Here is a 26856-nt window from a genome sequence, read left to right as displayed (position 1 = left end):
GTCCCTCCTATCCCTTCCGCTCCGACCGGTAGGCACTCGGGCTCGATCCGTGCAGGCGACTGAACTGGCGGGAGAAGTAGAACTGGTCGGACATCCCGATCTCCTGCCCCACCTGCTTCACGGACAGGTCCGTCGTATCCAGGAGCCGCCGGGCCCGCGCCATCTTCAGGGCCAGATGGTGCGCAAGGACGCCTCCCCCGGTAGCCTCCCGGAACAGCTTGCTGAGCTGGGACGACGACACGCCGACGACCGCGGCCAGATGAGGTACGCGGATCGCCCCGTCGATGCGTTCCTCGAGGAAGCGCATCGCCTGCTCCAGGGGCGTCCCCTGCTCAGGGGACCGGCGGTCCACGGCCAGGGAGGTCAGCAGACGCCACGCCATCCCGGCCGTCGCGACCAGACGTGCGGGTGACTGGTCCCGTTCCAGCGCGCTGATGAGCTCATCCAGTACTGCCGTCAACCGGTCCACGGCGATCAACCCGATCAGCGGCCGGTCGGGCGATACGCCGGCCTCGGCGATGAGCTCCGGCACGTCCGTCCCCCGGACGTGGCACCACCAGATCGTCCATGGATCGTCCTCGTCGGCTCCGTACGCGTGGGGAAGGCCGGTGTTCCCGGGGAGGACGACCGCCGTCGACTTCTCCACCCGCATCCGGACGCCGGCAACCTCGACCCACCCGCTGCCTGCCGTGCAGAGCATGACGATGGTCTCGGACGCCCCCCTCGGACGGTGCCGCCCGTGACCGGTAGCAGTAGGGAAGAACCCTGCATCGGTGACGAGCATCCGACGGGTGACAGGACGGCTGAGCGCCTCCCTGACCAAAGGACGCGGGACGACGACCAGGCGCTGGTCGTCGAAACCCGCAGCCCGTCCCACGGCGGGCTGAGGCGTGTCGGATCGTCCATGCATACCTCATTATGTGCCATGGCTGTCGGGACGACCCGTTCCTAGTGTTGATCCTGTGAGCCACGCCGATGACGTCCAGAGTTCCATCACCCTGCCCCCCGCGCCCGAGGATCAGCAACGTCTGCTCGATGCGGGCGGCGTGGCCTGCTGGAGCGAACCGGTACTCATCGACACCTATGCGCCAGCAGAACCGGACGAGTATCCGATGTTCCTGGACCGACGCGTGTATCAGGGATCCAGCGGGCGGGTATACCCCATTCCGTTCACCGACCGGATCTCGACGACGAAGGCGCCCCGCCTCTGGCAGGCGGTGCACCTCGAGAACCGGTGGATCCGGCTGATGATCCTGCCCGAACTCGGGGGACGGATCCATGTCGGCTACGACAAGACCAACGGATACGACTTCTTCTACCGCAACAACGTCATCAAACCGGCCCTCGTCGGACTCGCGGGACCGTGGATCTCCGGTGGGGTCGAATTCAACTGGCCCCAGCACCACCGCCCCGGCACCTACCTGCCGGTCGAGACAGCCATCGACCGGTCCGAGGACGGCGCGGCGACCGTCTGGCAGAGCGACCTCGACCCCCTGCAGCGGATGCGTGGCAGCCACGGCATCCGGGTCCGTCCCGACAGCTCGCACATCGAGGTCGCCGTCCGGCTCTACAACCGCACCGACGAGCCGCAGACCTTCCTGTGGTGGGCCAACGTGGCCGCCCATGTGCACGAGGACTACCAGTCGTTCTTCCCCATGGACGTGCAGTACGTGGCCGACCATGCGCGACGAGCCATCACTGCCTTCCCCCGCGCGGACCGGCCATATTACGGGGTCGACTACCCTGCATGCGTCAGCCCGTCCCGACCCGACGCCGACCGGATCGACCACTACGCGAACATCCCTGTCCCCACCTCGTACATGGTCGCGGAAAGTCGCGACGACTTCTTCGGGGGTTACGACCATCAGGCCGGAGCCGGCTTCGTCCACTGGGCCCCCCGGTCCATCGCGCCCGGAAAGAAGCAGTGGACCTGGGGCAACGGTCCCGTGGGACACGCCTGGGACCGGCTCCTCACCGATACGGACGGCCCGTACGTGGAACTCATGGCCGGGGTCTTCACCGACAACCAACCGGACTTCAGCTACCTCGCACCCGGCGAGACCCGGACCTTCAGCCAGTACTGGTACCCCATCCGAGCCATCGGGCCCGCTCAGCAGGCGACCCGGGACCTCGCACTCTCCCTGCGCCGCACGGGTGCAGGGCAGGAAGGCCGGCATGCAGTCCAGGTCGGGGTGGCGAGCGCGGTCGTCCTCGAAGAAGCCCGGATCATGCTCACCAGCGGGGGTACGCCCGTCTGGGAGACGGTGACCCCGCTCGCACCTGCGAGGCCCTTCACGATGCCCGTGCACCTTCCCGACGCCCTGGCCCCTGCACCGCTCACCGTGCACGTCCTCGTCGACGACGTCGAACTCATCAGCTGGACGATGCCACCCGAGCAGCCCGACGCTCCACCTCTCGGCCCCGAGCATCGCGGGGGCGAGGAACCGTGGGTTGCGAGCGAGCCGGCACAGCCGGTCGCGATGGCCTCGACCGACGAGCTCTACGTCACCGGTGTCCACCTCCAGCAGAACCGCCATCCGACGCGATCCGCAGCCCCCTACTTCGAAGAGGCACTGCGCCGCGACCCGCACGATTCCCGGGCCTGCCTCGCCCTCGGAGCCTGGTACCACCACCGGGGGGACTACGACGCGGCTTCGGATCTCTACACGAGAGCACTCGTCCGCCTGACGAGCCGGAACCTCAATCCACCGACCGGGGAGGCGCACTACAGGCTCGCACTTCTCGCCGAACGAGCCGGGCGACTCGAGGAAGCAGAAGGCCTCTTCAGGAAGGCCGCCTGGGACAGGGCCTGGGCCCACCCGTCCCACCTCGGTGCAGCTCGCGTGGCACTTCGGCTGCACAGGACCTCCGAAGCCCTCGAGCAGGCCGAAGAGGCGAGGCAGTACGACTCCGCAAGTCCTGCAGCGCACCACGCCACGATCATTGCGTGGCGGCGGAAGGGTGATCATCGCGCGGCCGAACGCCTGCTGCGTCGGAGGCTCGCCGCCGATCCTCTCGACCCCGTCGCGCAGGCCCTCTCGGGGGACTTCGCGCCGATCGATCCGCGGACCGTCCTGACCGTCGCCTGCGAGATCCGACGGTTCGGTGACACGACGGGCGCGCTGGACCTCACCCGGACCGCTCTGGTGTCGTCGCCGAGCACCTTCGGCAACCAGGAACCGATGCGGCACTACCTCAGGGCACACTGGTTCGAGACACTCGGTGACCGGGCAGAAGCGGCAGCTGAACGAGAGGAAGCCCGACGGACGACGACGAAGCACGCCTTCCCCTCCGGTCTCGACGAGTACGACGCACTGGTCGCCGCGATCACCGCTGAACCATCCGACGACGTCGCCCATGCACTGCTCGGAGCCTGGCTGCTCGATGCAGGACGCACGGCGGAGGCACGCCGGGTCCTCGAACGGGCAACCCGCATGGATTCCACCGACGCTGTGGCATGGCGGAACGCGGGTGTTGCCACGATCAACAGCGGTGGGTCCATCGCGGACGGGACCGCCTACTTCGACCGGGCACTCGCCCTCCGGGCCGGAGACCCCCGCCTCGTCTTCGAGCGCGCGCTCCTGGCCTCCCTGGCCGACGAGCCCCTCGAGTCGAGGCTGCACCGGATCGAGCAGTGCGGGCCGTCGGTGCTCGTCCGCGACGACCTGGCCCTTCACTACGTCAATCTGCTCGTGGACGCGGGCCGGGCCGAGGATGCCTTGGCCATCATGCGGAACCGGACCTTCCAGCCCTTCGAAGGTGGGGAGGGAAAGGCACTCGAGGCCTACGACCGGGCGTCCCTTGCTGCTGCCCGACGCCTCCTCGACACGCATCCCCCCTCCGCAGCGCACCTGTTGAGGCAGGGGATCGAGGCTCCCCCGAACCTGGCCGAAGGACGCCACCCAGCGGGCAGTCCTGCCGAGCGATTCGTCCTGCTCGGAGATGCACTCGGGGCATCGGGTGACGTCGAGGAGGCGCGCACTGCCTATGCCCGGGCATGCGACGTCGCGGGTCCCCAGGCCGTGAGCCGTACGATCGACCGTGAGGATTACTGGAGGGGAGTGGCCTGCCTCAGGCTCGGCCGCGACGGTGAGGCGGCCGAGGTCTGGATGGGCCTCGAGCGCAGGGCGTCGGACCTCGAAAGAGCCGGCCCGGAGGTCGACTACTTCGCCACGTCGCTGCCTGAGTTGCTGCTGTTCACGCGAACCGCCGGGACGGAACAGCAGCTGCTGGCCCACCAGCTCAGGGCTCTCGCCGACCGCGGCAGGAGTCTCCAGGCGAAGGAGCTGACCGCATCATGAGCGACCGATACCTCGGCTCAGGAACCCTCGATCCCTCCCACGCGGGACTGACCGGACCGGTTCCCGAACACCTTCCCTCCCGGCTCACCATCAGCCTGTGGGACTTCTCCTGGTACACCCGGGCAGAGGCGGGCGGACCCTACGCCGATCTCGACGCGGCATGCGCTGCAACAGCGGCGCTGGGATACAACACGATCAGGATCTGCGCAGCCCCCCTGCTGCTCTTCGGGAACCTCGGCCTGGACGACCTCGCATCGGCATTGGAGATCGAAGGCCTGGGCCCGCGGCCGGACGGCGGGTACTTCGGACAACGCACCCGCTGGTACGACGCTCCGGGCGGCTACACGCTCGACCTGGCGGCACGCCTGACGGAGCTCTTCGATGCCGCATCCAGGCACGGCCTCGTCGTCATCCTCGCCAGCTGGGAGTACCAGCAATCCCCTGCTTTCGCTCGATCGGAGGACTGGTTCCGTGCGATCGACGCGGTCCCTCTCGCGGACCGGTACGCCCTCCTCGCCGGCGCGTGGCATCGCTTGATCCTCGCCCTCACCGACGCGGGTCATCGACAGCGGATAGCACTCGTCGAGCTGCACAACGAGGTCGACTTCTCCATCCTGCCCCGACTCCAGGACGGCGGCAGTGAGGCCGTGCGCCACCTCCGGGAGCTCCATCCCGACCTCCTGGTCACGGCGAGCTACGGAAAGCCCCCCCATCTCACGATGCACGAGCTGCCGGACGGCCTCGGGGCGGCCCAGTTCCATATCTACAGCTACGGGGTCCTCGACGCGCTCCAGAAGAGGATCGACATACGGTCAGAGAACAGCCCTGATTTCCCCAATCCGGAACTCACTTCCCTCCTGCAGCCCGGCGCCCCGACACCCGCCTGCTACGGACGGCCGGCGGAGTGGAAGTTCGCAGCCACCGTCGTGACCGACCAGATGGTGTACGGCTACGACTGGATCGACGCCGAGGCGTGGGACGCCTGGCTCTACAACGAATACGGTGCCTACCGCGAGGTCATGCGCCGAGAGATCGAATCGCGGGTCATCGCCGTCGCCGGATGGGCGCGCTGGCGACACATCCCGGCGATCGTCGGTGAAGGGTGGATCGGCTACACGCCACTCCATGGCACCTTCGAGGAAGGACCCATCGGCCGGGACCTCGCGGAACACGGCATCAGGATCGCCCTCGAGCACGGGGTCTGGGGCATGGTCCTGGGATCGAACGCGGCACCGCACCACCCCTTCTGGTCGAACAAGGAATGGCAGCTCCGACTGAACGCGTTGATCCGGGCGCACTGATCCTGCTCCGTCACGGGCTGGTGGAAGAGGTTGTCGGCAATCCTCCCGCATGGCCCGTAAGTGCTGGACTGATGGCGGTCAGGAGCGGGGAGGATCAGTCACCTGCGCGGATGGTGACCAGGGACCCGTCCATCAGGCCCTCGATCGCCGGCACGTCGTCGAAGGTGCCGAGCGGGACGATCCCGGCGTAGTAGCCCACCTGGTCGTAGTACAGGATGAGCCGCTGATCGGGGACGTAGTAGCCGATCATCCCCGGGTCGGCATTACTGCCGGCCGGTGCGCCGTCGAGGTCGAGAGGTTCGGGGAGTTCCGCGACCTTTTCCTGGCCGCCGACATCACGGAAGGGCAGGGTCAGCGGGAGCCGGCCGAGGAGCGACGTGGAGGCTGCGCTGTCATCGAGCCTTCCAGAGATGGCGGTTCCATCGAGGTCGAGCACGAGCGGCCTGCTGCCGGCCGCAGCATCACTTCCTGGATCGGAACCCCCGCCGTGGCGATCGGACGTCGGGCCAGGTGAGGATGTCATGGAGGCTTCCCGGGTCGTCGAGGATGCTGCGGTGTCGGAATCCTCGTCCGAGGTCCCGGCGCATCCGGTAAGTGCTGCGGTGACGATCAGGGCGGCAGCGGCTGACAGGTTCCGGATGCGGAGGGTGCGGGTGATGAGATTCATCAGCCGACGGTCTGTCCGCCGTCGACGACGAGCGTGTGCCCGACGGTGAAGGCGCTTTCGTCGGCTGAGAGCCAGAGCACGGCGGAGGCGATCTCCTCCGGGGTGCCGAGCCGTCCGATGGGCTCCTGGTCCACCATCGCCTGGCGTCCTTGCTCGGTGCCACCGGACACGCGGCCGATCATCCGGGTGTCGATGATCCCCGGCGCGACGACGTTGATCCGCACGCCGTCGCCGATGCTCTCCAGCGCAGCGGACTTGCTCAGGCCGATCACCGCGTGTTTCGTCGCGGCGTACGCGGCCTGCCCGGCGATACCGATGACGCCTGCTCCCGAGGAGGTGTTGACGATGGTGCCGCCGCCGTTCGCGGCCATGAACCGGATCTCGTGCTTCACAGGTAGACCCCGGTGAGGTTCACGGACAGCAGGCGGTGCCATTCGGCGTCGTCGAGCTCGGCCACGGTGTCGTGGGACTGCTCGATGCCCGCGTTGTTGAACGCGGCATCGATGCGGCCGTACGTGGACACGACCCGGTCGAGTGTCGTCATGACGTCGTGGCTGTCGGTGACGTCGCAGTCGCGGGAGGAGGCCGCTCCGCCGCTGTCGGTGATCAGGCGTGCCGTTTCGTCGTGACCGGCGCCGGGCAGGTCCGTGGCGACGACGCGGGCCCCCTCGGCGGCGAAGGCCACGGCGGTGGCGCGGCCGATGCCGCCTCCGGCGCCGGTGATGAGGACGACCTTGTCGATGAAGCGATGGGACTGTGCCATGGGAATCTCCAGGGTGGGTCTACAGAGGTCGGCGTGAATGATCGAGGGTGCCCCGGTGGTCCGGAATCGGCTGCACCGAGGGCGGAGATGCGAGAACCGGGGTCATTCTCCGGCCGGGTACTGCCCGTCATCGACCGTGTCGCCCCAGACGGTCTCCGGTTCGTCGCCGTCGGTGGGTGCTTCCCAGAGGGCGAGGTGGCACATGAAGTTGTCGGCGGTCGCACCGTGCCAGTGCCACTCCCCTGCCGGCGTGTACACGGTGTCGCCCGGGTGCAGCTCGATGACGCCCTCACCCCGGGATTGGACATAGCCCCGGCCCTCGGTGACATGGAGTGTCTGGCCGACGGCGTGTCTGTGCCAGGCGGTGTGCGCACCCGGCGTGAAGCGGACGAGGTTCAGCCGTGTCCGCGAGGGCGCCCGGCCGGTGTAGTAGGCGTTGACGTACACGTCGCCGGTGAACCACTCCGCCGGACCCTTGACGGTGGCGGTCCGGGGTTGCTTCTGCGTGCTCATGAAGATTCCTTGTCTCTCGTGGTGTCGGGCTGTCAGAGCCGGGCGCGGAACGCGGTGCGGCGGCCGCAGATGGTCAGCAGCAGGGCGATCACGCCGAAGGCGATCATGATGACGGGGAGCACGAGACCGTCGAAGTGGGTCAGGAGAGCGGCACCCAGGATGCCTGCGATGAAGATGGCGACGTTGAAGGCCACGGGCAGGAAGGAGTTGGCGACGTCGGCGTTCTCGCCTCCGACCGAGGTCAGGGCGGCCTGGAGCTGCGCAGCGGCTCCCCCGAAGGTGATCCCCCAGAGCACTGCCGCGATGACGATCACCGGTGTCGAACCGACGCCCACCAGGAGCAGTGCGGCCGCTGTGATGAACAGGGCGACACTCGTGTGCAGGAGGGGGCGGGGATGCCGGTCCAGGAGGGCTCCGGTGATGACGACGCCGGAGATGGAGGCCACCCCGAAGACGAGCAGGAGGACGTCGACGGACATGGTGCTGCTCGTCGCCCGCAGGTAGGGCGAGATGTAGGTGTAGATGGTGTTGTGCGCCAGCATCCAGGTCAGGATGACGGCCAGGATGATCGCGATGCCCGGAATCCGGAAGACCTGCCGCAGGGGGAGCTTCGGCTGTCGATCGGAGACCGTGCCCCGGCCGCCGGCATCGGGGGCGAGTGCTGCGATGAGGACGGCTGCGACGACAGCGACGAGACTGAGCCCGATGAAGGACCAGCGCCAGTCGAAGGTCATGCCCAGCCACGAGCCGAGGGGCGTGCCGAGGGCGAAGCCGACCGGAGCCCCCGTGGACACGATGGCCAGGGACAGGCCTGCATGGCGGGGTGGGCTGATGCGGCGCCCGTACGCGGCGAGCATCCCCCAGATGACACCGGAGAACGCGCCGGCGACGAAACGCGCGATCAGGGACAGGGTGACGTCGGCGGAGAACGCCGTTGCCGTGTTGGACAGGATCAGGCCGGCGATCGCTGCGAGGAGCAACGGTTTTCTCCGCAGCCCGCGGGTCAGGGCGATCGCGGGGACGGTCGCGATGACCGCGCCGAGGGCGTAGGCGCTGACGAAGAGACCCACCGTCCCCTCGGTGGTGCCCATCCCGGACGCGATGACGGGCAGCAACCCGGCCGGCATCGTCTCCATGGCCACGAGGACGAACCCGATGACGGCCAGGACGATCAGGGTGGGCAGCGGCAGCCGCTGGGGTTGTTCCGTAGCCGCAGATGCGGTCAGGGCGCTGGTCGTAGTCATTCGGATCCTTCTGACAGTCGGTGCAGGAGTCGTGGTGGACGAGTGGCGGGGCCGGGGAGCGACGACCCGTGACGCGTTCGGTCGAGGGTCAGCAGGACCTTCGTGGCGCGGCGTTCGGCCATGGCCCGGTGGCCTTCTGCGGCGTCCTCGAGGGGCAGGGTGAGATCGAACACCTTGCCCGGGTCGATGGCGCGGTCCCAGATCAGTCGGATCAGGTGGGGCAGGTAGCGGCGCACCGGGGCCGGCCCGCCGAGCTGCTTCGCGGCGAGGGTTCCGTCCGCGCAGGGGATGCGTGCCTTGTGGGCCTGCGTGCCGACGACGAAGTCGCCGATCGCGATAATCTTCACCTCGGAGCCGATCTCCTCGACGACGCCCACGTACTCGTGGCCCATCGGGGTGTGGTCCACGGGCTCGATCCCGCGGTAGGGCCACAGGTCGGACCCGCAGATGCAGGTGGCGGTGAGACGGACGATCGCGTCCGTCGGTTCGATGATGGTCGGGTCCTCGCGGTCCTCCACCCGGACATCGCCCGGGGCGTGCATGATGACTCCACGCATGGTGCTACTCCGTCGGCTGGATGGTCATTGCCTCCAGTCAAACCCCGTATCGGAACGGGGAGGAGGCCCTGTCGAGGGATGTACCGACAGGGGACCCCAGCGCCCGGGAGGGCGTTCTACGCTTGGTCCTATGGATAATCGAGCCGAGGTCCGCGCGTTCCTGATGTCGCGGCGCGCGAAGGTGACGCCGAAGGAAGCAGGGCTGATCGCGGGCCTGAACCGCAGGGTGACCGGGCTCCGCCGCAGCGAGGTGGCAACACTCGCCGGCGTCAGCGTCGAGTACTACTCGAAGCTGGAACGCGGCGCCATCGCCGGGGCGTCCTCCTCCGTCCTGGACGCACTCGCCCGGGCCCTGCAGCTGGACGACGCCGAGCGCACCCATCTGTTCGACCTCGCCCGCGCAGCGGACGGCATTCCCGCCTCCGGCCGCCCCCGGCAGCGCAGCCCGAGGAAGGCACCGGCCCGACCGAGTCTCTTCTGGGCGCTGGAGTCCATCACGGACGGCATCGCCTTCGTCCGGAACCAGAGCCAGGACCTCCTTGCTGCGAACGCCCTCGGCCGTGCCTTCTACTCACCGCTCATCGGCGACGGCGGGCTCACCCCCAACCTCGCACGCTTCCAGTTCCTCGACCCCGCATCCCGCGACTTCTACCCCGACTGGGACGCCTTCGCCGCGATGTGCGTGGCCATCATGCGGGCCGAAGCGGGAAGGGACCCCCACAACCGCGCGCTGCAGGACCTCGTGGGCGAGCTCTCCACCCGCAGCGACACCTTCCGCACCCTGTGGGGCGCCCACGACGTCCGCAGCCACGGGACCGGGACGAAGCGCTACCACCACCCCCTGGTCGGCGAACTCACCCTGGCCTACGAGGAGTTGCTGCCGACGGCCGAGCCAGGACTGGTCTTCATGATCTACACGGCCGAGCCCGGATCACCCTCCGCGGAGCGACTCCGACTGCTTGCGTCCTGGGCCGCCGACCACACGACCGCGCTCATCAGTTCCGAGCAGTGAACCGGACCGCCGTGATCGGAGCCGAGCTCCTCGAGTTCGCATCGGCCCGCGGTGCGGCCGGGACGGACGCCCGCGGAGCTGCCGCGCAACGACTGGGCCTGCCTCGTGATTCCTGACGACGAGCCGCGGAGCCGGCGACATCGCCCGTTCCGGCTGTTCCTGGGTGTCCTCCTCCTCGGGGTGCTCGCGTCGGCGGTGGTCCTCCTGGGGCCCGGCCTGCTCGACAGCGTGCGCTCCGGGGGTGGGGTGCTGCCCGTGAGCTCCGAGTGCACGGTCGAGACTCCCGGCGGGACCGTCGGGCTGGACCGGGACGAGGCGAAGCTCGTCACGACGGCTGTGGCGCTCGCGGCCCGTGGCCTCGCGGCCCCTGACACCGCCGGCATCGACGAGGCGGTGGTGCAGCAGCTGGCCGACGGGCCGATCGATGACGCCGGTCCCAGCCTGAGCTGCCGGGGATCGGCCGCGGCGGACCTGTCGGTGGAGCAGATCACCGCCGGCGGCCTGACACCCCGCGCCGAGCGGGTCCGCGCGGAGATGGCCGGGGTGTTCGGGGACCAGAGCCTGGGCGGGTTCGCGCCAGGCGGTGTCGGTCAGGGGCACGGAGGGGACTCGACGCACTACGACGGCCGCGCCATCGACGTCTTCTTCCGCCCGGTGTCCGAGGAGAACCGCCGGGACGGGTGGATCCTCGCGCACTGGCTGGTCGCCCACGCCGCGGACCTGGACATCCAGTACGTGATCTTCGACGACCGGTTCTGGAGCGCGCACCTCGCGCGGGGGCGATGGCACGACTACGACGCACCCGCGCCCGGCAACGAGATCCTGCGCCACCTCGACCACGTCCATGTCGACGTCCTCGGCGGGGGCACCGGCTGAGGGTGCCCCCGGATCGGGTCGCAACCCCGTACGTCAAGTTGTTCGTCATGGAACAGGGCGGCAACGCCGTCGAAACGGGCGCCTCCCACGATGAAGTCATGACGCGCTCCTCAGGTTCCACTGCCGCTTCACTCCGTTGCGATTCCTGCGGGCAGCTGCCCGAGCCGGGCAAGGCCCGGCTGACTCTCGCCAATGTCGCGGTCATGCTGCCCATCGAACTGGCCGTCCACGCCGTGGTCGTCCAGACGCACCTCAGCTACCCGGTCAAGGTCCTCCTCCTCGCACTCACCGCCACCGCGCTGGTCATCTGGGTGGCTGAACCCTCGGTCATGAGGTTCCTCCGGAGCTGGCTCCACGCGCCGGCCCTGAGACAGCGCCAACGCCTCGACACGGCGACCGATCTCTGGCGCGCGCGGGTCCTGGTCGACGACAGTCCGGGGTCCCTGGAGCGCATCTCGCACCAGCTGGCACGGCGCGGCGTCAACATCCTCTCGCTCCACATCCACCCCGGCGCACAGGCCAGTGTCGACGAGTTCGTCCTCGCGGTCCCGGCGGGAGTGGACGAGCAGGACCTCGTCCGGGCCTTCTCGACCGGCGGCTGCCTCTCGGCCCGGGTGTGGCCGTCGACCGCCCTGGCGCTCGCCGACGGGCAGACGAAGGCTCTCTCACTCGCCTGCCGGGTCGCACAGGACCCTCTGGAACTGCGCTACGCGGTCGCGGAGCTGCTCGTCGCCGAACCGGTGATGTCCCCGTCGCCTGCCGTCAGGTCGTTCGTCGAAGGGTCCGAGTTCCTGAAGATCCCCTCCCCCGCCGGGGAGCCGATGGTGTTCTCCCGGATCGGGGAGCCCTTCACGGCCGCCGAATCCGCACGTGCCCATCGGCTGTCCGAGCTGGCAGCGGTGGCCACGCACCCCACCGGCCATGCTCCCTGAGGAGTGCCCGCGGGTCAGTCCCGGCTACGCCGTACCCTCGCGGCGAGGCCCGCGACGGGATCCGCGGATCTGCTGACGAGGATGACGAGGGCACCGAAACCGCCGATCGCGGCGGCGATCCCGACCGCGTAGAGCAGCACCGCGACATAGCCGGACACCGGATCGAGGAACGGGTACGGGACCCAGCCGTCGGTGGCGCCCCGCACGAGTACCACCAGGAGCCAGATCAGCGGGTAGGCGAGGATCAACCGGAGCACGCGGTAGGACAGCGGCCGGCGGTCGCTCGTCGTCACCCAGTCCAGCAGGGCATAGATCGGGAAGGCCACGTGCAGCACCCAGTTGGCCCACGGAAGCTCGACTCCGCCGGCGAGCCCTGCGAGCAGCAGGTTGTAGACCACGCCGACGACGAGCATGTACGTGGTCACGGCGGCCCGGACCGGGACGAGCCACTCAGGGTCGTCGGCGCCCCGCACGTGCAGGAGCGCCGTGAGGAGCAGCACGACGGCGGCCGCGATGTTGCTCTGCATCGTGAAGAACCCGAAGAAGTTGAACGGGTTGACGGCGCCGCGGGAGGCCGTGTCGAGGAAGGTCGCCGCGACGGCGACGAGGACGACGGCGACCACGGCGATGCGCACTCCCGCCCTCAGCGGGACGGTCCGCGGAATGCGCTCGGACGCCGCCGCTCCGGTCATTGCCGTGCGTCCCGGCCGGCCATCTCCCGCAGCAGGTCACGCATCTCGGTGAGGAGGGCCGTGTCGACGGGCATCGGTTCCTGCTCGACCTCCGGGGCGGCGGCGTGTGCGTGCAGGCGTGCAGTCGCGCGGTTCATCGGCACCACGAAGAGGAAGTACACGACGGCGGCGGTGATGAGGAAGGTCACCGCGGCCGTGATGACGGCGCCGATGTCCACGAAGGTGGCGTCATTGCCGGGTCGGATGCGGAATCCGAGGCCGGACGCGTCGATGCCGCCCGCCGAGGCGATGAGCGGGTTGATGATGTTCGCGGTGAACGCCCCGACGAGTGCCGTGAAGGCGCTGCCGATGACGACGGCGATCGCCAGTTCGATGACGTTGCCGCGCAGGATGAAGTCGCGGAAGCCCTTGATCATGCGGTCCTCTCGTGGTCGTGGTCAGGTGTCGGGCGGGCGCCTCGGCGGTGCCCGGTCGGGCTCGCGCCCGTCAGGAGTGCGCCGTCTCGTTGCCGCGCCGGCTGACGATCAGGTCGACGACGTCGAGCAGTTCCTCGATCTCGTCGCGGCTGGTGCGTCCCGCGCCGTCCGTGGCGAAGAAGGCGGCGTCGTAGTAGAGCCCGTCACCGAGCAGTTTGACGGCCCGGGCGGCGGTCCGGTCGCCGAGCTGTGCCTGGAGTGCGCCGAGCCACCCCTCCTGGATCTCGGCGAGAGAGGACTTGGCGGTCGGGTGGCCCTGCTGGGCGAGCCGTGCCATGGAGACGAGCGCCCTGTCGAGCGCGCTGTCCTCGAAGACGGAGGTGCGCACGTAGTAGCGGGCCGCCCCGTCCTCCGCCGAGGCCATGGCCTCGCGGTCGCGGTCGGCCAGCCCACGGAGACGGTCTGCGAGGCCGTCCACGAGAGCCTCCTTCGAGGGGAAGTGGTAGAGCAGTCCGCCCTTGGAGACGTCGGCGGCGGCGGCGACCGCCTCCATGGTAGCGGCCCTCTCGCCGTCGCGGATCAGCGCGTTTTCGAAGCTGTCGAGGATGCGCTCACGGGAACTGGACACCCGCTCATGATACCGGTCACCTTTCTTGTACTGTACCGGCTGGACGGTATAGCCTTGAGGCATGACCACTACACCTTCCTCCTCAGCACGTGTGTCCGAGGTGAACCCGCGTGCCGTTCTGTCCTCCTCCCCCTCCCTTGCCGGCCGCCGCGAGTGGTTCGCCCTCGCCGTGCTGATGCTGCCGGTGTTGCTGGTCTCGGTCGACAACACCGTGCTGAGCTTCGCCCTGCCGGAGATCTCCCGGCACTTCGCCACGAGCGGCACCATGCTGCTCTGGATCGTGGACAGCTACCCGCTCGTGCTGGCAGGGCTCCTGGTGGCGATGGGCAGCTTCGGTGACCGCTTCGGCAGGCGCCGCCTGCTCATCATCGGCGCGGCGGGCTTCGCCCTGTTCTCCGTCGCCGCCGCCTTCGCACCGACCGCAGGCTTCCTCGTGGCGTCCCGCGTCGGACTCGGCGTCTTCGGCGCCATGCTCATGCCCTCGACGCTCTCGCTGATCCGCAACATCTTCACCGACCGCAACCAGCGCCGGATCGCCATCGCCGTGTGGGCTGCGGGATTCTCCGCCGGAGCGGCGCTCGGACCCCTGCTCGGCGGCCTGTTGCTCGAGCAATTCTGGTGGGGCTCCGTCTTCCTCCTCGCAGTGCCCGTGCTCGTGCTCATGCTCGCCCTGACGCCCGTCGTCGTCCCCGAGTCGAAGGACTCGAACCCGGGGCGCGTCGACTACGCGAGCATCGTCCTCTCCATCGGGACCATGCTGCCGGTGGTCTACGCCATCAAGAACCTCGCGAAGGGCGGACCGCTGCTGGTCTCGGTGACCGCGGCGTTCATCGGTCTCGCCGCGGGCACGGCGTTCGTCCTGCGGCAGCTGCAGCGGCGCGATCCCATGCTCGATGTGCGCCTGTTCACGGTGAGGGCCTTCACGGGCGCCGTCCTGGTGAACCTGCTCGCGATCTTCTCGCTCGTCGGGTTCCTGTTCTTCGTGTCGCAGCATCTGCAGCTGGTGCTCGGCTACACACCGCTCGACGCCGGCCTCGTCCTGCTGCCGGGCCTGCTCATGACGATCTTCGCGGGGCTCGGCGTGGTGCCGCTCGCGCGCCGACTGCCGGCGCACGTCGTCGTCTCGGTGTCGCTGCTCTTCTCCGCCGTCGCGTACTCGATGATCGCGCTGCTCGGGGAGGGCGGATCCGCCGGCTTCCTCATGATCGCGTTCGTCGTCCTCGGCGTCGGCGTCGGCGCGTCGGAGACGGTGTCCAACGACCTCATCCTCTCGACCGTCCCGGCCGCGAAGGCCGGTGCCGCGTCCGCGGTCTCCGAGACCGCCTACGAGGTGGGCTCCGTCCTCGGCACCGCCGTGCTCGGCAGCATCCTGCTGGCGTCCTACCAGCGGAACCTGCTGCTGCCCGCGGGCCTCAGCAGCGCCCAGGCGGAGTCCTCCACCGAGACGCTCGGCGGCGCCGTGGAGGTCGCTGCGCAGCTCGGCCCCACCAACGCGTCCCTCCTCCGGGACTCGGCGTTCCACGCCTTCGACAGCGGCGTCACGGTCACGGCCGGCATCGCGGCGCTGCTCATGGTGGGCGCGTCGGTCCTCGCTGCGTGGAGCCTGCGGAGCACGACGGCGCAGCGCGTCGACCACTGAGCGCCCGCAGAACGGGACAAGGGCCCATTCCGGCAGGAATGGGCCCTTGTCCGTCTCGGGCGTGCTCCGCGAGCCCGCCCGGAACCTCGACCTAGTGGCCGGTGCGGTTCGGATCGTTGACGCTCGAGGCGCCGTTGGCACGGTGATCGACGTGCTCCTTCTTGTTCTTCTTGAGCAGGCCCGCCAGGCCGAGGAGGCCGAGGAGGCCCCACAGGCCTGCGTCGCCGTTGCCCTCGTCGCTCTGCTGGGTCTGCTCCGTGGCGGGAGCGGTCTCCTCAGCGGCGGTGGAGGGGGCTGCCATGCCCATCAGTACGGCCAGGGTCAGAGCTGCGGTGGCTGCGGTCTTGCGCATCATGGTGTTCCTTAAGTAGGGGAAGGCTCCTGTCGAAAGCCCGGTAATCAGCCTACTTACTACCCGTCGCCCGATGCCGGGAAGAAAGTCGCCCCAGATGCTTGCCGGGGACGGGGCGCACGGGGTAGACGCACACGCGCCAGTCCCGGATCGGCGTCCGCCGTTGTCGGCCGAGGAGCCGGGTGGAACAGTGGGTCCATGGTGATCGAGGTGCGTCCGGCGACGGCATTCGCCGATGTCGCGGCGATGGTGGGGCCCAGGCGAGCGGACGCCAACGTCTGCTGGTGCCTCAGCTACCGCCTTCCCGCGAAACAGAATGTGGCGCTGGTGGGGCCGGATCGGGGCGAGCTCGTGCAGCGCCTGTGCCGCCAGGACCCGCCGCCCGGCGTGCTCGCCTACGACGGCGACGAGGTGGTCGGCTGGGCCGCCGTCCATCCGCGTGCCGATACCGGGTTCGCCCGCAGCCGCACGATCCCGCATATCGACGACGTCGACGTGTGGTCCGTCTGGTGCATCCGCGTGCGGCCCGGTCATCGGGGCAAGGGCGTCTCGCATCGGCTGCTCGCCGGCGCGGTCGACTTCGCGCGCTCCTACGGAGCGCCGGCGATCGAGGGGTACCCGGTGGACAACCGGGGTGCCCGCGTCGACACCACCATGGCCTACGTCGGCACGCGAAAGCTCTTCGACGAGGCCGGCTTCACGAAGGCGGCCGGGACGGAGTCCGTGGTGAACGGGTTCCCTCGTGTCCTCATGCGGCTCGAGCTGCCCTGACGCCCCGGCCGGGGTCGGACGTGCCGCGATCAGGGCCCCTACCCATGCGCACAGCGAACAGCGGCCCTCCCCGGCCGGGCGCGCGCCGTCATCGGCGACAATGGAAGGGTGGCCCTGCTAACCGAATCCCCTGTCCTCGACGCAGACGCCGTCCGCCGTGAGGCCGGACGCCGTCGTACCTTCGCCGTCATCTCGCATCCCGATGCCGGGAAGTCGACACTGACGGAGGCACTCGCACTGCTGGCGCGCGCCATCCAGGACGCCGGCGTCACGCACGGCAAGTCCAGCCGCCACGCCACCGTCTCGGACTGGATGGGCATCGAGCAGGAGCGCGGTATCTCGATCAGCTCGGCCGCCCTGCAGCTGACCTACCGCGACACCGTCCTCAACGTCGTGGACACCCCCGGCCACGCCGACTTCTCGGAGGACACCTACCGCGTCCTCGCCGCCGTCGACTCCGCCGTCATGCTCATCGACGCCGCCAAGGGCTTCGAACCGCAGACCGTGAAGCTGCTCGCCGTCTGCAAGGCGCGGAACATCCCCATCATCACGGTCATCAACAAGTGGGACAGGCCGGGCCTCGACGCCCTCGGCCTGATCGACGACGTCGGCGAGCGCACCGGCATGACACCCGTACCGCTGACCTGGCCGGCCGGTATCGCCGGGGACTTCCAGGGGCTGATCGACCTGCGCGCGGAGCGGGCCATCGCCCTCCAGGCCGTCGAGGGTGGCGCGCAGGCCGCAGCGCAGACCGACGTGGACATCGACGCCCTGGAACCACGTGACGCAGGCGTCTGGCTCGACGCACGCGAGGAATCCGGGCTCGTGGAGTCCTCGAACGGCTCCTTCGACCGCGAGGAGTTCGAAGCGGCCCGCCAGACGCCCGTCCTGTTCGCGGCCGCGGCCAAGAACTTCGGCGTCTCCCAGCTCCTCGACATCCTCGTGGACGTGGCCCCCTCCCCCTCGCCGCGGCCCTCCAAGGAGGAGGAGCCGCGTCCCATCGACGCACCGATGTCGGGCTTCGTCTTCAAGGTCCAGGCCGGGCAGGACAGCGCACACCGCGACCACATCGCCTACCTCCGTATCTGTTCCGGGACGTTCGAGCGCGGCATGGTCATCACCAACCAGCGCACGGGCAAGCCCTTCGCCACCAAGTACGCGCACCGTGTCCTCGGACGCAGCCGAGAGGTGGTGGACACGGCCTGGCCGGGCGACGTCGTCGGCCTCGTGAACGCGACGAGCCTCCGCGTGGGCGACAGTCTCTTCGCCGAGCAGCCCGTGCAGTTCCCCGACATCCCGCGCTTCTCCCCCGAGCTCTTCGCCGTCGCCCGCGCCAAGGATCCGGGGCGCTACAAGCAGTTCCGGCGCGGCATCGAGCAGCTCGAGCACGAGGGCGTGGTGCAGGTGCTGCGCTCGGACCTCCGTGGCGACCAGGCACCCGTGCTCGCCGCCGTCGGTGCCCTGCAGTTCGAGGTCGCCGCCCAGCGGCTCGGTACGGAGTTCAATGCGCCGACGTCGCTCGATCACATCTCCTACACGCTCGCCATGCGGGTGGCCCCGGAGAGCCAGGGCGTCCCCCAGACCTTCCGCGGCGGCGAGATCCTGTTCCGGTCCGACGGGGAGATGGTCGCGGTGTTCGGCGACAAGTGGAAGGTGGGGCACTTCAGGAAGGACTTCCCCGACGTCGTGCTCAAGCCGATCGGCGCGGCCGTCGACTAGCAGGGCCCGCTCTCTTCGGCCGGGCGTCGTGTAGCTGCCTGGTACCTACCCGGTAACCGCCGGTGACTGTTCAGTAGCTGCCCGACGCTCCGCCGCCGCTGAAACCGCCGCCCCCGTTCATCGAGGAACCCGAGGCGTTGCCCCCGCTGCCACCGGAGTACAGCGCGGGGTTGGCGATGTAGAGGGGGAGCCAGAGACCAGGGTTGCTCACGGCGTCGGCGCCCCGGTGGCTGTACCGGTACTTCCGGTAGTCCTCACGCTGCTTCTCCGTCAGGCGCAGGTCCGGATCGGCGTCCTCGGCGGCCCGCAGCTCCTCGTCCGAGAGACGGCGGCGGCGGCGGGAGTCCGCTGCGATCAGCCAGACGATCCCTCCGAGGAGGACTGCGATACCGCCTGCCACTCCCGCGAGGAGCACCCAGTCGAAGGGCTCCTCCACAGGCTCCTGGCCCTGCGCATAGCCGTAGATCCGCCCGACGGCATCGGTCAACCCCGCGGCGTACTCCTCGTCGGCGAACGCCGGTTCGAGGACGTCCTCGATGACCTGCTCGGCGTCGTCGTCGGAGAACCCCTCGCGTGCGCCGTCGGCCGTCTCGATGCGCAGCTCGCGCTCCGCGGTATCCGCGACCACCAGAACGCCGTTGTCGGCGCCGTCGTCGCCGACGCCCCAGTCGGTCGCGACGGAGCGTGCGTAGTCCTCGATGGACCCTCCGGCGCCCTCCACCGTCAGGACGGCCACGCGCGCCGCGTCAGTGCGGGTGTTCTGCGCGTCGATGAGGGCGTTCAGCTCCTCCTCCTGCGCAGGGGTGAGGACGTCGGCCGCATCGAGCACGTTGCCCTCGGGCGGCGGTCCCGGGACGGACGCGGCATCGCCCCCGCCGCACCCCGTCAGGAGGAGCAGCACCAGGGCCGCGGTCGCCGTCATCGCTGCGCGATTGTCCTTCATGATGGTCCCCCTGCGCCGACGGGGCGGAACCGGCGTCCCGCTCCCGGTCATTCTAGGGGAGACCCCGGGATGGCGCCGGAGGGCGGGATCCCGCCGGTCGGGCATTCCGGAGGTACCGGGACGGAGTGGGCTAGCTGTTCCTGCCCCGCCCCGCGACGGTCCAGCGGTCCTCGACGACGCCGTCGCGAGCCACCTGCACCTCGTCCACGAGGTTGACGGTGAGGCACACATGGTTGGGGACGACGCGCACCCGCGTGCCCAGCGGCGGCATCTGCGGCCCCGGCCACTCGACGGTGGCATGGTGTTCGGAGAGGGCGACGATGCGGGCGTCTGGGTGGTCCAGCAGGCGGCCGTAGCCCGTGGCCCAGGCCGCCCTGTCACTGCCGAGGACCTTGCTGCCGGCGTCGAGGACCAGGCGGTCCGCCTGACCGGCTGCGCCGGCCCGACGACTCACCACCGTGCTCTCGACGGTGAGGGCGATGTCCTCCGGCGCGCAGTGCCCGAGCTCCCACTGCTGTGCGTCGCCGAAGACGTAGACCCCCGGACGCAGCTCCGTCAGGGTGTCGCCCGCGGCCAGCGACGCCGACGGTGTGGACCCGCCGCTGAGTTCGAGGTCCTCGAAGCCCGCGCCCCGCAGGGCGGTCGCCGCCTCGCGGATCGACTCCCGCTCGTCCGCGGCGGCCCGGGACGCCGCCGCCGGCCCGTAGCTGTGGCCGGGGAAGGTGAACAGCCCCGTGACGGCCAACCCCGCGTCCGCAGCGGCCCGGGCGAGCCCGACGGCCTCGGCCGGGGGTACGCCGCTACGGTGGTGTCCACTGTCGAGCTCCACGCGGACCGCCACGCGGGAGACGGACGTGCCGAGCATGCGCGCGAGCTGCCGCGCGCCGTCCGCCGACTCGATACCGACGGTCACCCGGGCCGCCCCGGCCAGGGCGAGCAGGCGCGCTGCACCCTGCCGGTCCACCCACAACGGGTAGGCGATGAAGACATCGACGGTTCCACTGTCGACGAAGACCTCGGCCTCGCCGATGGTCGCCACGGTCAGCCCGACGGCGCCCGCCGCGATCTGCCGCTGTGCGATCTGCGGCATCTTGTGGGTCTTGGCATGGGGTCGCAGGGAGAGTCCCCGCTCCTGCGTGGAGCGCGCCATGGAGGCGATGTTCCGCTCCAGGACGTCGAGGTCGACGACGACGGCGGGCGTCGCAATGCCCGGGAGGGGAGCCATCGACAGGTCAGGCGTCGAAGTGCGTCTCGGGGGTCTGCTGCCCGATCGATGTGATGACCGCCGCCGCGATGTCCGCCAGCTTGATGTTGCGCCCGCTGGACGCTGCCTTGAGGATGGTCATCGCGGTCGCGTGACTGCACCGGTTCTGCCCCATGACGATGCCCGCCGCGACGTCGATCGTGGTCCGGGAATCCAGTGCGGCCCGGAGGTGCTTGCTCGTATCCACCGCCTGCGCGATCCGGACGGCCATGCGCAGCGACTTCGAGGCCTCTCGGGCGATGTCGCCGGCAGCGGCGATCGCCGCGTCGTCGAAGGCTCCGGGCTGCGGCGAGTAGAAATTGAGCCCCGCCGCGGCGAGCCCGTCGAGGGGGATGGGCAGGCCGAGGGCCGAGCGGATCCCGTGGTCGACGATGGCGGCGGTGTACTCCCCGAAGCGCGATTCGCCGCGGAAATCTGTGACGACGTACGCCTGGCCCTCGCGTGCCGCGCGGAGGCAGGGGCCGTCGTCGAACGCGTACTGGACCTCGTCCATGCGCTGGGCGTGCTCGCTGCTGCTCGCCACCGTCCCCTTGGACCGCGGCCGGAGGAGGGTGATACCGCAGTACACCTCCGTGCCACGGGTCGAGACGGCGTCAGCTGCCACCTTCACCAGCGCATCGAGGAACTCGTTGATGTCGGAGCTCTCCAGCACGAGGTCCTGGAGCATCCCCGGCAGGGAGATGTCCCCGAATGTCTGGTTGTCGGTCACAGCTTTCTCCCCTCAGGTCGCTCGAGGCAGCCCGCTGCCGCCCGCGGGTGCCACGCTACCGGGCCCGCACCCGCGGAGGAAACGGCGGAAAGTCCTGCGCAGGGCGGCCGTGGCGTGTCGGGCGGGGACTGCGCCCCCGCGGGGCCGTGGGACGACGACGGCGCGGCTCGCCGTCTCCGGTTCGCCGCGCCGTCGCCCGCGGGGCGCTAGGAGGCGAGCCCGGGAGGAGTGATGCCGCCGGAGCAGGCCGCACCGGGCTCGCGGGTCTGCTCGCCCTGGATGTACTTGTCGAGGAAGGTGCCGAGTCGCGCGTCGTCGGCGGAGTCGACCTTCAGCTGCAGGCCCCACGCGCTGGCGGCGATCGGGGTGTCGAGGCCCGGGTAGGGGCTGAGCAGCACGTAGGAGCGCGTCCCCACCAGTTCGGTGAGCTTGTCGATCTCCGCCCGGTCCATGTCCGGGTCGTACGTGATCCACACGGCGCCGTGCTCCATGGAGTGCACCGAGTTCTCACTGGGGACGGGCTCGGTGTAGACACCGCAGTTGGTCCAGACCGGGTTGTGGTTCCCGCCCACCGGAGGCGACTGCTCGTACTCGACCGCGCCCTCGACGTGATCGAACGTGACGTCGGGGTATTCCTGGACGCCCTCGATCCCCTGCGAGGCCGCTGCCTCACGGTCACGGTTCACCTGGACCTGGTTCACGATCACGAGGGTCACCGCGATGATGACGGCGAGGATCACGGCGCCGATGCCGCCGAAGATCAGGGCGTTGCGCTTGCGTTCACCAGCACGCTGCTCGGCCTGGATGGCGGCCAGGCGCGCCTGACGGTCCTGGTTCTCCTGGGATCGCTTCTTGTTCAACGGGGTGTCCTTCGTACTGGAGCGGCTGCGGCGTCGACCGCGGGGCGGATAGCGCCGGAAACCAATCTACCGGCGAGGCCCGTCGGTCCGGGACCGCCGTGCGGGCGCGTCCCGGACCGACGGGGCTACAGGGCGTCGAGCATGTTCTGCATGAGCGTGATCTCGGCCTGCTGGCCGGACTGGATCTTCGTCGCGAGGGTGCGGACCTGCTCCGTCCCGGCGAGGTCGGCGCCGGCCTGCGCCATGTCCACTCCCGCTTCGTGGTGGTTGATCATGAGGTTCAGGTACAGCCGTTCGGCGTCCTCCCCGCGCGCCGCACGCAGCTCGTCGAGCTGGGCGCCCGTCGCCATGCCGGGCATGAGGCCCTCGGGCGGCATGGACGCCGTGTCCGCCCCCATCCCCATGCCGCCGTGGCCGGCCCCGGTCATCCACTCCATGCGGGGCTGCGCACTGCTCTGGTCCAGGCCCCATTCCTCGAGCCACGCGTACATCTGCCCGGCCTGCTGCTGCTGGGTGAGGGCGATGTCGTAGGCGATCGAGCGCAGCGTCTCGTCGGTGATGTTGTCGCGGACGATCATGGACATCTCGACGGCCTGGTTGTGGTGCACCTGCATGTCGCGGGCGAACCCCGCGTCCGGGCTGGTGGTGCCCGGATAGGAGGGGCCCGATGAGACGCGGCCGGCGGTGAAGGCCAGCGCGAAGAGCGCAAGGACTGCGATTCCGGTGAGGGCCAGGAGAACTCGCTTCTGCCAGCCCGACAGCGAGAGGGTCATGAACGTCCTTGGATCGGGGGTGTGCCATCAGCCAACGTACGGCATGGCGCTGGGCGTTCCCTCGATGCGGCGAACCCGCGGCGGGAATAGCACCGCACCCTGGCGGGTTATACCCCCCAAGGGTATAGTTGACACAGGAGAGGAGCCACCATGGGCATTCCCGACACCGGGCACACGGCACCGCACGGCTACACCGCGGACAAGGACGCCTACCTCAAGCGGCTTCGGCGCATCGAGGGGCAGGTCCGCGGGATCGCACGCATGGTCGAGGAGGACCAGTACTGCATCGACGTCCTCACCCAGGTCGCAGCCGTCAACAAGGCACTCCACGCGGTCTCCATGGGACTCCTCGAGGACCACATCTCGCACTGCGTCGTCGGAGCCGCCCGGGAATCCCAGGCCTCCGGCAGCACCGACGCCGTCCAGGAGAAGGTCCAGGAGGCGACGGCGGCCATCGGCCGGCTCCTGCGCTAGACCACCCACCCACCAAGGAGAAGAATCATGACCACCACCACGATCGGCATCACCGGCATGACCTGCGGCCACTGCGTCAGCGCCGTACAGAGCGAACTGTCGGAGCTGCCCGGCGTCGAGAGCGTCGCCGTCGACCTCGTCAACGGCGGCACGTCCACCGCCACCATCTCGTCCTCCGCACCCCTGGACACCGCATCGATCGACGGGGCCGTCGCCGAAGCCGGTTACACCGTGGTGCCCGCGTCCTGACATGACCACCCAGCAGATCCCGGGCACCGGGCAGGAGCCGCGCGTCGTCGAACTCGCCATCCAGGGGATGACGTGCGCCTCCTGCGTGGGGCGGGTCGAGCGGAAGCTCGGCAAGCTCGACGGCGTCGAGGCGAGCGTCAACCTGCCGCTCGAGAGCGCGGTGGTCCGGGTCCCCGCCTCCGTCAGCGACCAGGACCTCATCGACACCGTCGTCGCCACCGGGTACGGCGCGCACGTCGTGCACCCCGACCACACGGGCGACGACGCGCACGATTCCACGGCGTCGCTCCTCGGAGCGCGCCTGGTCCTCGCCGCCGTCCTGTCCGTCCCGGTGCTGCTGATCTCCATGGTGCCCGCCCTCCAGTTCCCCGACTGGGGCTGGGTGGTCCTCGCCCTCGCCCTGCCCGTGGTGACCTGGTCCGCGTGGCCGTTCCACCGCGCAGCGGCGATCAACGCGCGCCACCTCTCCTCCACCATGGACACGCTCGTCTCGATCGGCGTCACCGCCGCCTTCCTCTTCTCGGCCTGGCAGCTCTTCGCCGATCCTGCGCTCACCCGCCACGGCGGTACCGAGGGGATGAGCATGGACGCACCCTCGCTCTACTTCGAGGTCGCCGCCGTCGTCGTGACGTTCCTGCTGCTCGGCCGCTTCCTCGAAGCATCCGCCAAGCGACGCGCCGGGAACGCGCTGAAGTCGCTCCTGAGCCTCGGCGCCAAGGAGGCGCACGTGCTGCGCACCGTCGACGGCGAGCGCACCGAGGTCACCCTCCCGGCGGACACGCTGATCCCCGGCGACGAGTTCGTGGTGCGTCCCGGAGAGAAGATCGCGACCGACGGTGTCGTCACCGAGGGCCACAGCGCCGTCGACACCGCACTCCTGACCGGGGAGAGCATCCCGGTGGAGGTCACACCGGGCGATGCCGTCACCGGAGCCACCATCAACACCTCCGGCAGGCTCGTGGTCCGCGCGACCCGGGTCGGATCCGACACCGTGCTCTCCTCCATGGGCCGCCTGGTCAGCCAGGCACAGAGCGGCAAGGCGCGCATCGCACGTCTCGCCGACCGCATCAGTGCGGTCTTCGTCCCCGTGGTCCTGGTGCTCGCGATCCTCACCTTCGTACTGTGGCTCGTCCTCGCCGGAGACCTCGACGCGGCCTTCACCGCATCGGTCACCGTCCTGGTCATCGCCTGCCCCTGTGCACTGGGACTCGCGACCCCGACGGCTCTCCTGACCGGCACCGGGCGCGGCGCCCAGCTCGGCATCCTCATCCGCGGGCCGCAGGTCCTCGAGGACACGCGCACCGTGGACACGATCGTGCTGGACAAGACCGGCACCGTCACCACCGGCGTCATGGCCGTCGACGACGTCGTCGCCCTGGCCGGCCCCGCCGGTGCCCCGGCTCCCTCCGCCGAGGTCTCCGCCGCCGGAGTGCTGCGCCTCGCGGGCGCCGTCGAGGCGGCGAGCGAGCACCCCATCGCCCGGGCCATCGCGCGGCACGCCGCGGCGTCCGGCCCGCTGCCGGAGGTACACCACTTCTCGAGCGCCCCCGGAGGCGGTGTCCGCGGGGAGGTCGACGGCGTCATCGTCACGGCCGGGCGTGCGGGTTGGCTCGACCGGAACGGCATCCGCCCCACCGACACCGAGACCGCGGCGTTCGAAACCGCAGAAGACACAGGGGTGACGGCCGTGTGGGTGGCGGTCGACGACGTCGTGGCGGGCTTCATCACACTGTCGGACACCGTCAAGGACGGCTCCGCGGCCGCCGTCGGACGCCTGCGACGGCTCGGTCTCCGCCCGGTGCTGCTCACGGGCGACAACCGCGCCGTCGCCCTGCGGGTCGCCGCAGCGGTGGGGATCGACGCATCGGACGTGCGGGCCGGAGTGACGCCCGAGGGGAAGGTGGACGCGATCCGCGACCTCCAGGCCGCCGGGGCCACCGTGGCGATGGCGGGCGACGGCGTGAACGATGCCGCGGCGCTGGCCCAGGCGGACCTCGGCATCGCGATGGGTTCCGGTACGGACGTGGCGATCGAGGCGGCCGACCTGACGGTGATGGGCAACAGCCTGGAGCAGGTGGCGCAGGCGATCGAACTCTCGCGCCGCACGCTCGGCACCATCAAGGGGAATCTCTTCTGGGCGTTCTTCTACAACGCCGTGGGCATCCCGGTCGCGGCTCTCGGGCTGCTCAACCCGATGCTCGCCGGAGCGGCGATGGCGGCGAGCTCGGTGCTCGTGGTCGCCAACTCGCTGAGGCTGCGGAGCTTCGGCCGGTAGTCCACCGTGGTCGGTCACGCGGGCAGGTCGACCGACCGGTCGACCTGCCCGTCGACGGCGTAGTGAGCGATGATCACGCCGGTGGTGGTGGTGACCGAGCGCTGGAGCGTCAGGTTCCTCCGGTCGGAAGCCCCGAAAAGTGGAGTCCCCGATCCGAGCACGATGGGGTGGATCTGAAGGACGTACTCGTCGACGAGGCCGACCTCCTGCAGGGCACGCACCAGCTCGCCGCTTCCCAGGATCGTGATACTCGAATCCGTCTCCTCCTTCAACCGGTGGACCGTCCTGCGTGCGTCGCCGTGGAGCAGGGTGGAGTTCGGGAAGGAGAGCTCGGTGGTGGACGAGCGGGACACCACGTATTTCCGCACGTGCGTCAGGTAGTCGGTGAACGGGTTGGGTTCGGTCGCAGCCGTCCAGTAGGCCAGCACGTCCTCGTACGTCCGACGGCCGAACAGCATCACCCCCTCCCCGCTCAGGCCCTCACTCATGAACTGCATCGAGACGTGGTCCTGGTAGCCGTCCCCCCACCCTCCGTGGGTGAACCCGCCGCGCGTATCCTCGTCCGGCCGCCCGAGGCCCTGCATGACGCCGTCCAAGGTGATGCTCTCGGTGACGCTGATCCGTCCCATCCGGCTGCTCCCCTTCGCTGTAGGAATTCCTGGTCGACGGATCAGACGGAATGGGAGGCCGGGAATCATCGCCGAATCCCGCCCCGCCGGCCCTGGCCCGCAGGTGGACGTTCCGTGTCCACGCATCCCGGGTGACCGGACACGCCCGGCGTGAGATCCCCGCGAGGGTCAGAGGGTGAGGGTGCGGTTCAGGACTGCTTCTGCGGTGTCGCGCAGGCTGGTGTTGTGTGCCCGGGCGTGGGAACGGAGGCGTTGGAAGGCTTCGTTGGTGTCCACGGTCGAGATGTGGGAGATCAT

28 protein-coding genes and 1 pseudogene are annotated in these 26856 nt (G+C 69.8%); 11 read left to right on the top strand and 18 right to left on the bottom strand.

The genetic code is table 11. The features are described 5' to 3' along the window. Nucleotides 1-7 precede the first annotated feature (7 nt). Entirely contained in the window at nucleotides 8-910 is a 903-nt protein-coding gene (locus CXQ97_RS13835) for an AraC family transcriptional regulator (RefSeq protein ID WP_258062589.1), read from the bottom strand. 52 nt (nucleotides 911-962) lie between these two features. On the opposite strand from CXQ97_RS13835, the gene CXQ97_RS13830 reads away from it, so the two are divergent. Both CXQ97_RS13830 and CXQ97_RS13825 read left to right on the top strand, forming a co-directional pair. Continuing rightward, a complete protein-coding gene (locus CXQ97_RS13830; protein WP_104181452.1) occupies nucleotides 963-4301 on the top strand; it encodes a DUF5107 domain-containing protein in 3339 nt (1112 codons plus the stop codon). Beyond that, nucleotides 4298-5602 (top strand): cellulase-like family protein, encoded by a 1305-nt coding sequence (locus CXQ97_RS13825; protein ID WP_104181451.1) that lies wholly within the window; start codon nucleotides 4298-4300, stop codon nucleotides 5600-5602. The genes CXQ97_RS13830 and CXQ97_RS13825 overlap by 4 nt, the downstream gene beginning before the upstream one ends. 94 nt (nucleotides 5603-5696) lie before the next feature. Here CXQ97_RS13825 and CXQ97_RS13820 read toward each other — a convergent pair whose 3' ends face one another. The 6 genes and pseudogenes from CXQ97_RS13820 to CXQ97_RS13800 form a co-directional block, all read right to left on the bottom strand. After that, entirely contained in the window at nucleotides 5697-6269 is a 573-nt protein-coding gene (locus CXQ97_RS13820; RefSeq protein WP_104181450.1) for a cyclophilin-like fold protein, read from the bottom strand. After that, complete coding sequence (locus CXQ97_RS20115; protein ID WP_219815426.1) at nucleotides 6269-6661, bottom strand: SDR family oxidoreductase; 393 nt, start codon at nucleotides 6659-6661, stop codon at nucleotides 6269-6271. The genes CXQ97_RS13820 and CXQ97_RS20115 overlap by 1 nt, the downstream gene beginning before the upstream one ends. Continuing rightward, nucleotides 6658-7032: an SDR family NAD(P)-dependent oxidoreductase gene (locus tag CXQ97_RS20110; RefSeq protein WP_219815425.1), complete on the bottom strand. Its 375-nt coding sequence runs from the start codon at nucleotides 7030-7032 to the stop codon at nucleotides 6658-6660. The genes CXQ97_RS20115 and CXQ97_RS20110 overlap by 4 nt, the downstream gene beginning before the upstream one ends. Nucleotides 7033-7134: 102 nt before the next feature. Then, nucleotides 7135-7545, bottom strand: coding sequence for a cupin domain-containing protein (locus tag CXQ97_RS13810; protein ID WP_104181449.1), 411 nt, complete (start codon nucleotides 7543-7545; stop codon nucleotides 7135-7137). Nucleotides 7546-7577: 32 nt separating this feature from the next. Then, a complete protein-coding gene (locus CXQ97_RS13805; protein WP_104181448.1) occupies nucleotides 7578-8789 on the bottom strand; it encodes an MFS transporter in 1212 nt (403 codons plus the stop codon). Between the two features lie 83 nt (nucleotides 8790-8872). Further along, nucleotides 8873-9346: pseudogene (locus CXQ97_RS13800) on the bottom strand (alcohol dehydrogenase catalytic domain-containing protein); the annotation flags it as partial. A 130-nt stretch (nucleotides 9347-9476) separates the two neighbouring features. Here CXQ97_RS13800 and CXQ97_RS13795 point away from each other — a divergent pair. The 3 genes from CXQ97_RS13795 (at nucleotide 9477) to CXQ97_RS13785 (ending at nucleotide 12166) form a co-directional block, all read left to right on the top strand. Continuing rightward, nucleotides 9477-10358, top strand: coding sequence for a helix-turn-helix transcriptional regulator (locus CXQ97_RS13795; protein ID WP_104181446.1), 882 nt, complete (start codon nucleotides 9477-9479; stop codon nucleotides 10356-10358). A gap of 105 nt (nucleotides 10359-10463) precedes the next feature. Further along, nucleotides 10464-11234 (top strand): hypothetical protein, encoded by a 771-nt coding sequence (locus tag CXQ97_RS13790; protein WP_258062588.1) that lies wholly within the window; start codon nucleotides 10464-10466, stop codon nucleotides 11232-11234. 98 nt (nucleotides 11235-11332) lie between these two features. After that, nucleotides 11333-12166: an amino acid-binding protein gene (locus tag CXQ97_RS13785; RefSeq protein WP_104181539.1), complete on the top strand. Its 834-nt coding sequence runs from the start codon at nucleotides 11333-11335 to the stop codon at nucleotides 12164-12166. Between the two features lie 14 nt (nucleotides 12167-12180). Here the strand turns inward: CXQ97_RS13785 and CXQ97_RS13780 are convergent, their stop codons facing one another. The 3 genes from CXQ97_RS13780 to CXQ97_RS13770 all read right to left on the bottom strand — a co-directional run bounded on the left by CXQ97_RS13780 (nucleotide 12181) and on the right by CXQ97_RS13770 (nucleotide 13902). Beyond that, nucleotides 12181-12858 (bottom strand): Pr6Pr family membrane protein, encoded by a 678-nt coding sequence (locus CXQ97_RS13780; RefSeq protein WP_104181445.1) that lies wholly within the window; start codon nucleotides 12856-12858, stop codon nucleotides 12181-12183. Further along, nucleotides 12855-13274: a large conductance mechanosensitive channel protein MscL gene (gene mscL / locus CXQ97_RS13775; RefSeq protein WP_104181444.1), complete on the bottom strand. Its 420-nt coding sequence runs from the start codon at nucleotides 13272-13274 to the stop codon at nucleotides 12855-12857. The genes CXQ97_RS13780 and mscL overlap by 4 nt, the downstream gene beginning before the upstream one ends. A gap of 70 nt (nucleotides 13275-13344) precedes the next feature. Next, nucleotides 13345-13902, bottom strand: coding sequence for a TetR/AcrR family transcriptional regulator (locus CXQ97_RS13770; protein WP_104181443.1), 558 nt, complete (start codon nucleotides 13900-13902; stop codon nucleotides 13345-13347). A 61-nt stretch (nucleotides 13903-13963) separates the two neighbouring features. On the opposite strand from CXQ97_RS13770, the gene CXQ97_RS13765 reads away from it, so the two are divergent. Further along, the gene (locus CXQ97_RS13765; RefSeq protein ID WP_104181442.1) at nucleotides 13964-15541 is read left to right on the top strand and encodes an MFS transporter; all 1578 of its coding nucleotides are present in this window, start codon (nucleotides 13964-13966) and stop codon (nucleotides 15539-15541) included. A gap of 91 nt (nucleotides 15542-15632) precedes the next feature. Here CXQ97_RS13765 and CXQ97_RS13760 read toward each other — a convergent pair whose 3' ends face one another. Continuing rightward, entirely contained in the window at nucleotides 15633-15896 is a 264-nt protein-coding gene (locus CXQ97_RS13760; RefSeq protein ID WP_104181441.1) for a WGxxGxxG family protein, read from the bottom strand. A 195-nt stretch (nucleotides 15897-16091) separates the two neighbouring features. Here CXQ97_RS13760 and CXQ97_RS13755 point away from each other — a divergent pair, with 195 nt between their 5' ends. After that, nucleotides 16092-16664 carry a GNAT family N-acetyltransferase gene (locus CXQ97_RS13755; RefSeq protein WP_104181440.1) on the top strand — a complete coding sequence of 191 codons (573 nt, stop codon included), beginning with the start codon at nucleotides 16092-16094 and terminating at the stop codon, nucleotides 16662-16664. A 108-nt stretch (nucleotides 16665-16772) separates the two neighbouring features. After that, nucleotides 16773-18383 carry a peptide chain release factor 3 gene (locus CXQ97_RS13750; protein ID WP_258062585.1) on the top strand — a complete coding sequence of 537 codons (1611 nt, stop codon included), beginning with the start codon at nucleotides 16773-16775 and terminating at the stop codon, nucleotides 18381-18383. Between the two features lie 70 nt (nucleotides 18384-18453). On the opposite strand, the gene CXQ97_RS13745 is transcribed toward CXQ97_RS13750, so the two are convergent. The 5 genes from CXQ97_RS13745 to CXQ97_RS13725 all read right to left on the bottom strand — a co-directional run bounded on the left by CXQ97_RS13745 (nucleotide 18454) and on the right by CXQ97_RS13725 (nucleotide 22932). Beyond that, complete coding sequence (locus CXQ97_RS13745; RefSeq protein ID WP_181035078.1) at nucleotides 18454-19326, bottom strand: TPM domain-containing protein; 873 nt, start codon at nucleotides 19324-19326, stop codon at nucleotides 18454-18456. A gap of 130 nt (nucleotides 19327-19456) precedes the next feature. Continuing rightward, nucleotides 19457-20551, bottom strand: coding sequence for an alanine racemase (locus CXQ97_RS13740; protein ID WP_104181438.1), 1095 nt, complete (start codon nucleotides 20549-20551; stop codon nucleotides 19457-19459). 7 nt (nucleotides 20552-20558) lie between these two features. Then, entirely contained in the window at nucleotides 20559-21299 is a 741-nt protein-coding gene (locus CXQ97_RS13735; RefSeq protein ID WP_258062584.1) for a GAF and ANTAR domain-containing protein, read from the bottom strand. A 206-nt stretch (nucleotides 21300-21505) separates the two neighbouring features. Continuing rightward, nucleotides 21506-22159: a DUF3105 domain-containing protein gene (locus tag CXQ97_RS13730; protein WP_104181437.1), complete on the bottom strand. Its 654-nt coding sequence runs from the start codon at nucleotides 22157-22159 to the stop codon at nucleotides 21506-21508. A gap of 125 nt (nucleotides 22160-22284) precedes the next feature. After that, nucleotides 22285-22932 (bottom strand): DUF305 domain-containing protein, encoded by a 648-nt coding sequence (locus CXQ97_RS13725; RefSeq protein WP_104181436.1) that lies wholly within the window; start codon nucleotides 22930-22932, stop codon nucleotides 22285-22287. Between the two features lie 150 nt (nucleotides 22933-23082). On the opposite strand from CXQ97_RS13725, the gene CXQ97_RS13720 reads away from it, so the two are divergent. Genes CXQ97_RS13720 through CXQ97_RS13710 form a run of 3 tightly spaced genes read left to right on the top strand, consistent with a single transcriptional unit; the run spans nucleotide 23083 to nucleotide 25930 of the window. Beyond that, the gene (locus tag CXQ97_RS13720; protein ID WP_104181435.1) at nucleotides 23083-23406 is read left to right on the top strand and encodes a metal-sensitive transcriptional regulator; all 324 of its coding nucleotides are present in this window, start codon (nucleotides 23083-23085) and stop codon (nucleotides 23404-23406) included. 27 nt (nucleotides 23407-23433) lie between these two features. Beyond that, nucleotides 23434-23655 (top strand): heavy-metal-associated domain-containing protein, encoded by a 222-nt coding sequence (locus CXQ97_RS13715; RefSeq protein WP_104181434.1) that lies wholly within the window; start codon nucleotides 23434-23436, stop codon nucleotides 23653-23655. 1 nt (nucleotide 23656) lies between these two features. Then, nucleotides 23657-25930 carry a cation-translocating P-type ATPase gene (locus tag CXQ97_RS13710; protein WP_104181433.1) on the top strand — a complete coding sequence of 758 codons (2274 nt, stop codon included), beginning with the start codon at nucleotides 23657-23659 and terminating at the stop codon, nucleotides 25928-25930. A 14-nt stretch (nucleotides 25931-25944) separates the two neighbouring features. On the opposite strand, the gene CXQ97_RS13705 is transcribed toward CXQ97_RS13710, so the two are convergent. Beyond that, the gene (locus tag CXQ97_RS13705) at nucleotides 25945-26559 is read right to left on the bottom strand and encodes a dihydrofolate reductase family protein (RefSeq protein ID WP_104181432.1); all 615 of its coding nucleotides are present in this window, start codon (nucleotides 26557-26559) and stop codon (nucleotides 25945-25947) included. A 168-nt stretch (nucleotides 26560-26727) separates the two neighbouring features. Further along, the gene (locus CXQ97_RS13700) at nucleotides 26728-26856 is read right to left on the bottom strand and encodes an ANTAR domain-containing protein (RefSeq protein WP_146069652.1); all 129 of its coding nucleotides are present in this window, start codon (nucleotides 26854-26856) and stop codon (nucleotides 26728-26730) included.

This window comes from Arthrobacter sp. B0490, from assembly GCF_002929355.1.
GTDB lineage: Bacteria > Actinomycetota > Actinomycetes > Actinomycetales > Micrococcaceae > Arthrobacter_D.
This window is presented reverse-complemented; position numbering and strand designations above follow the sequence as displayed.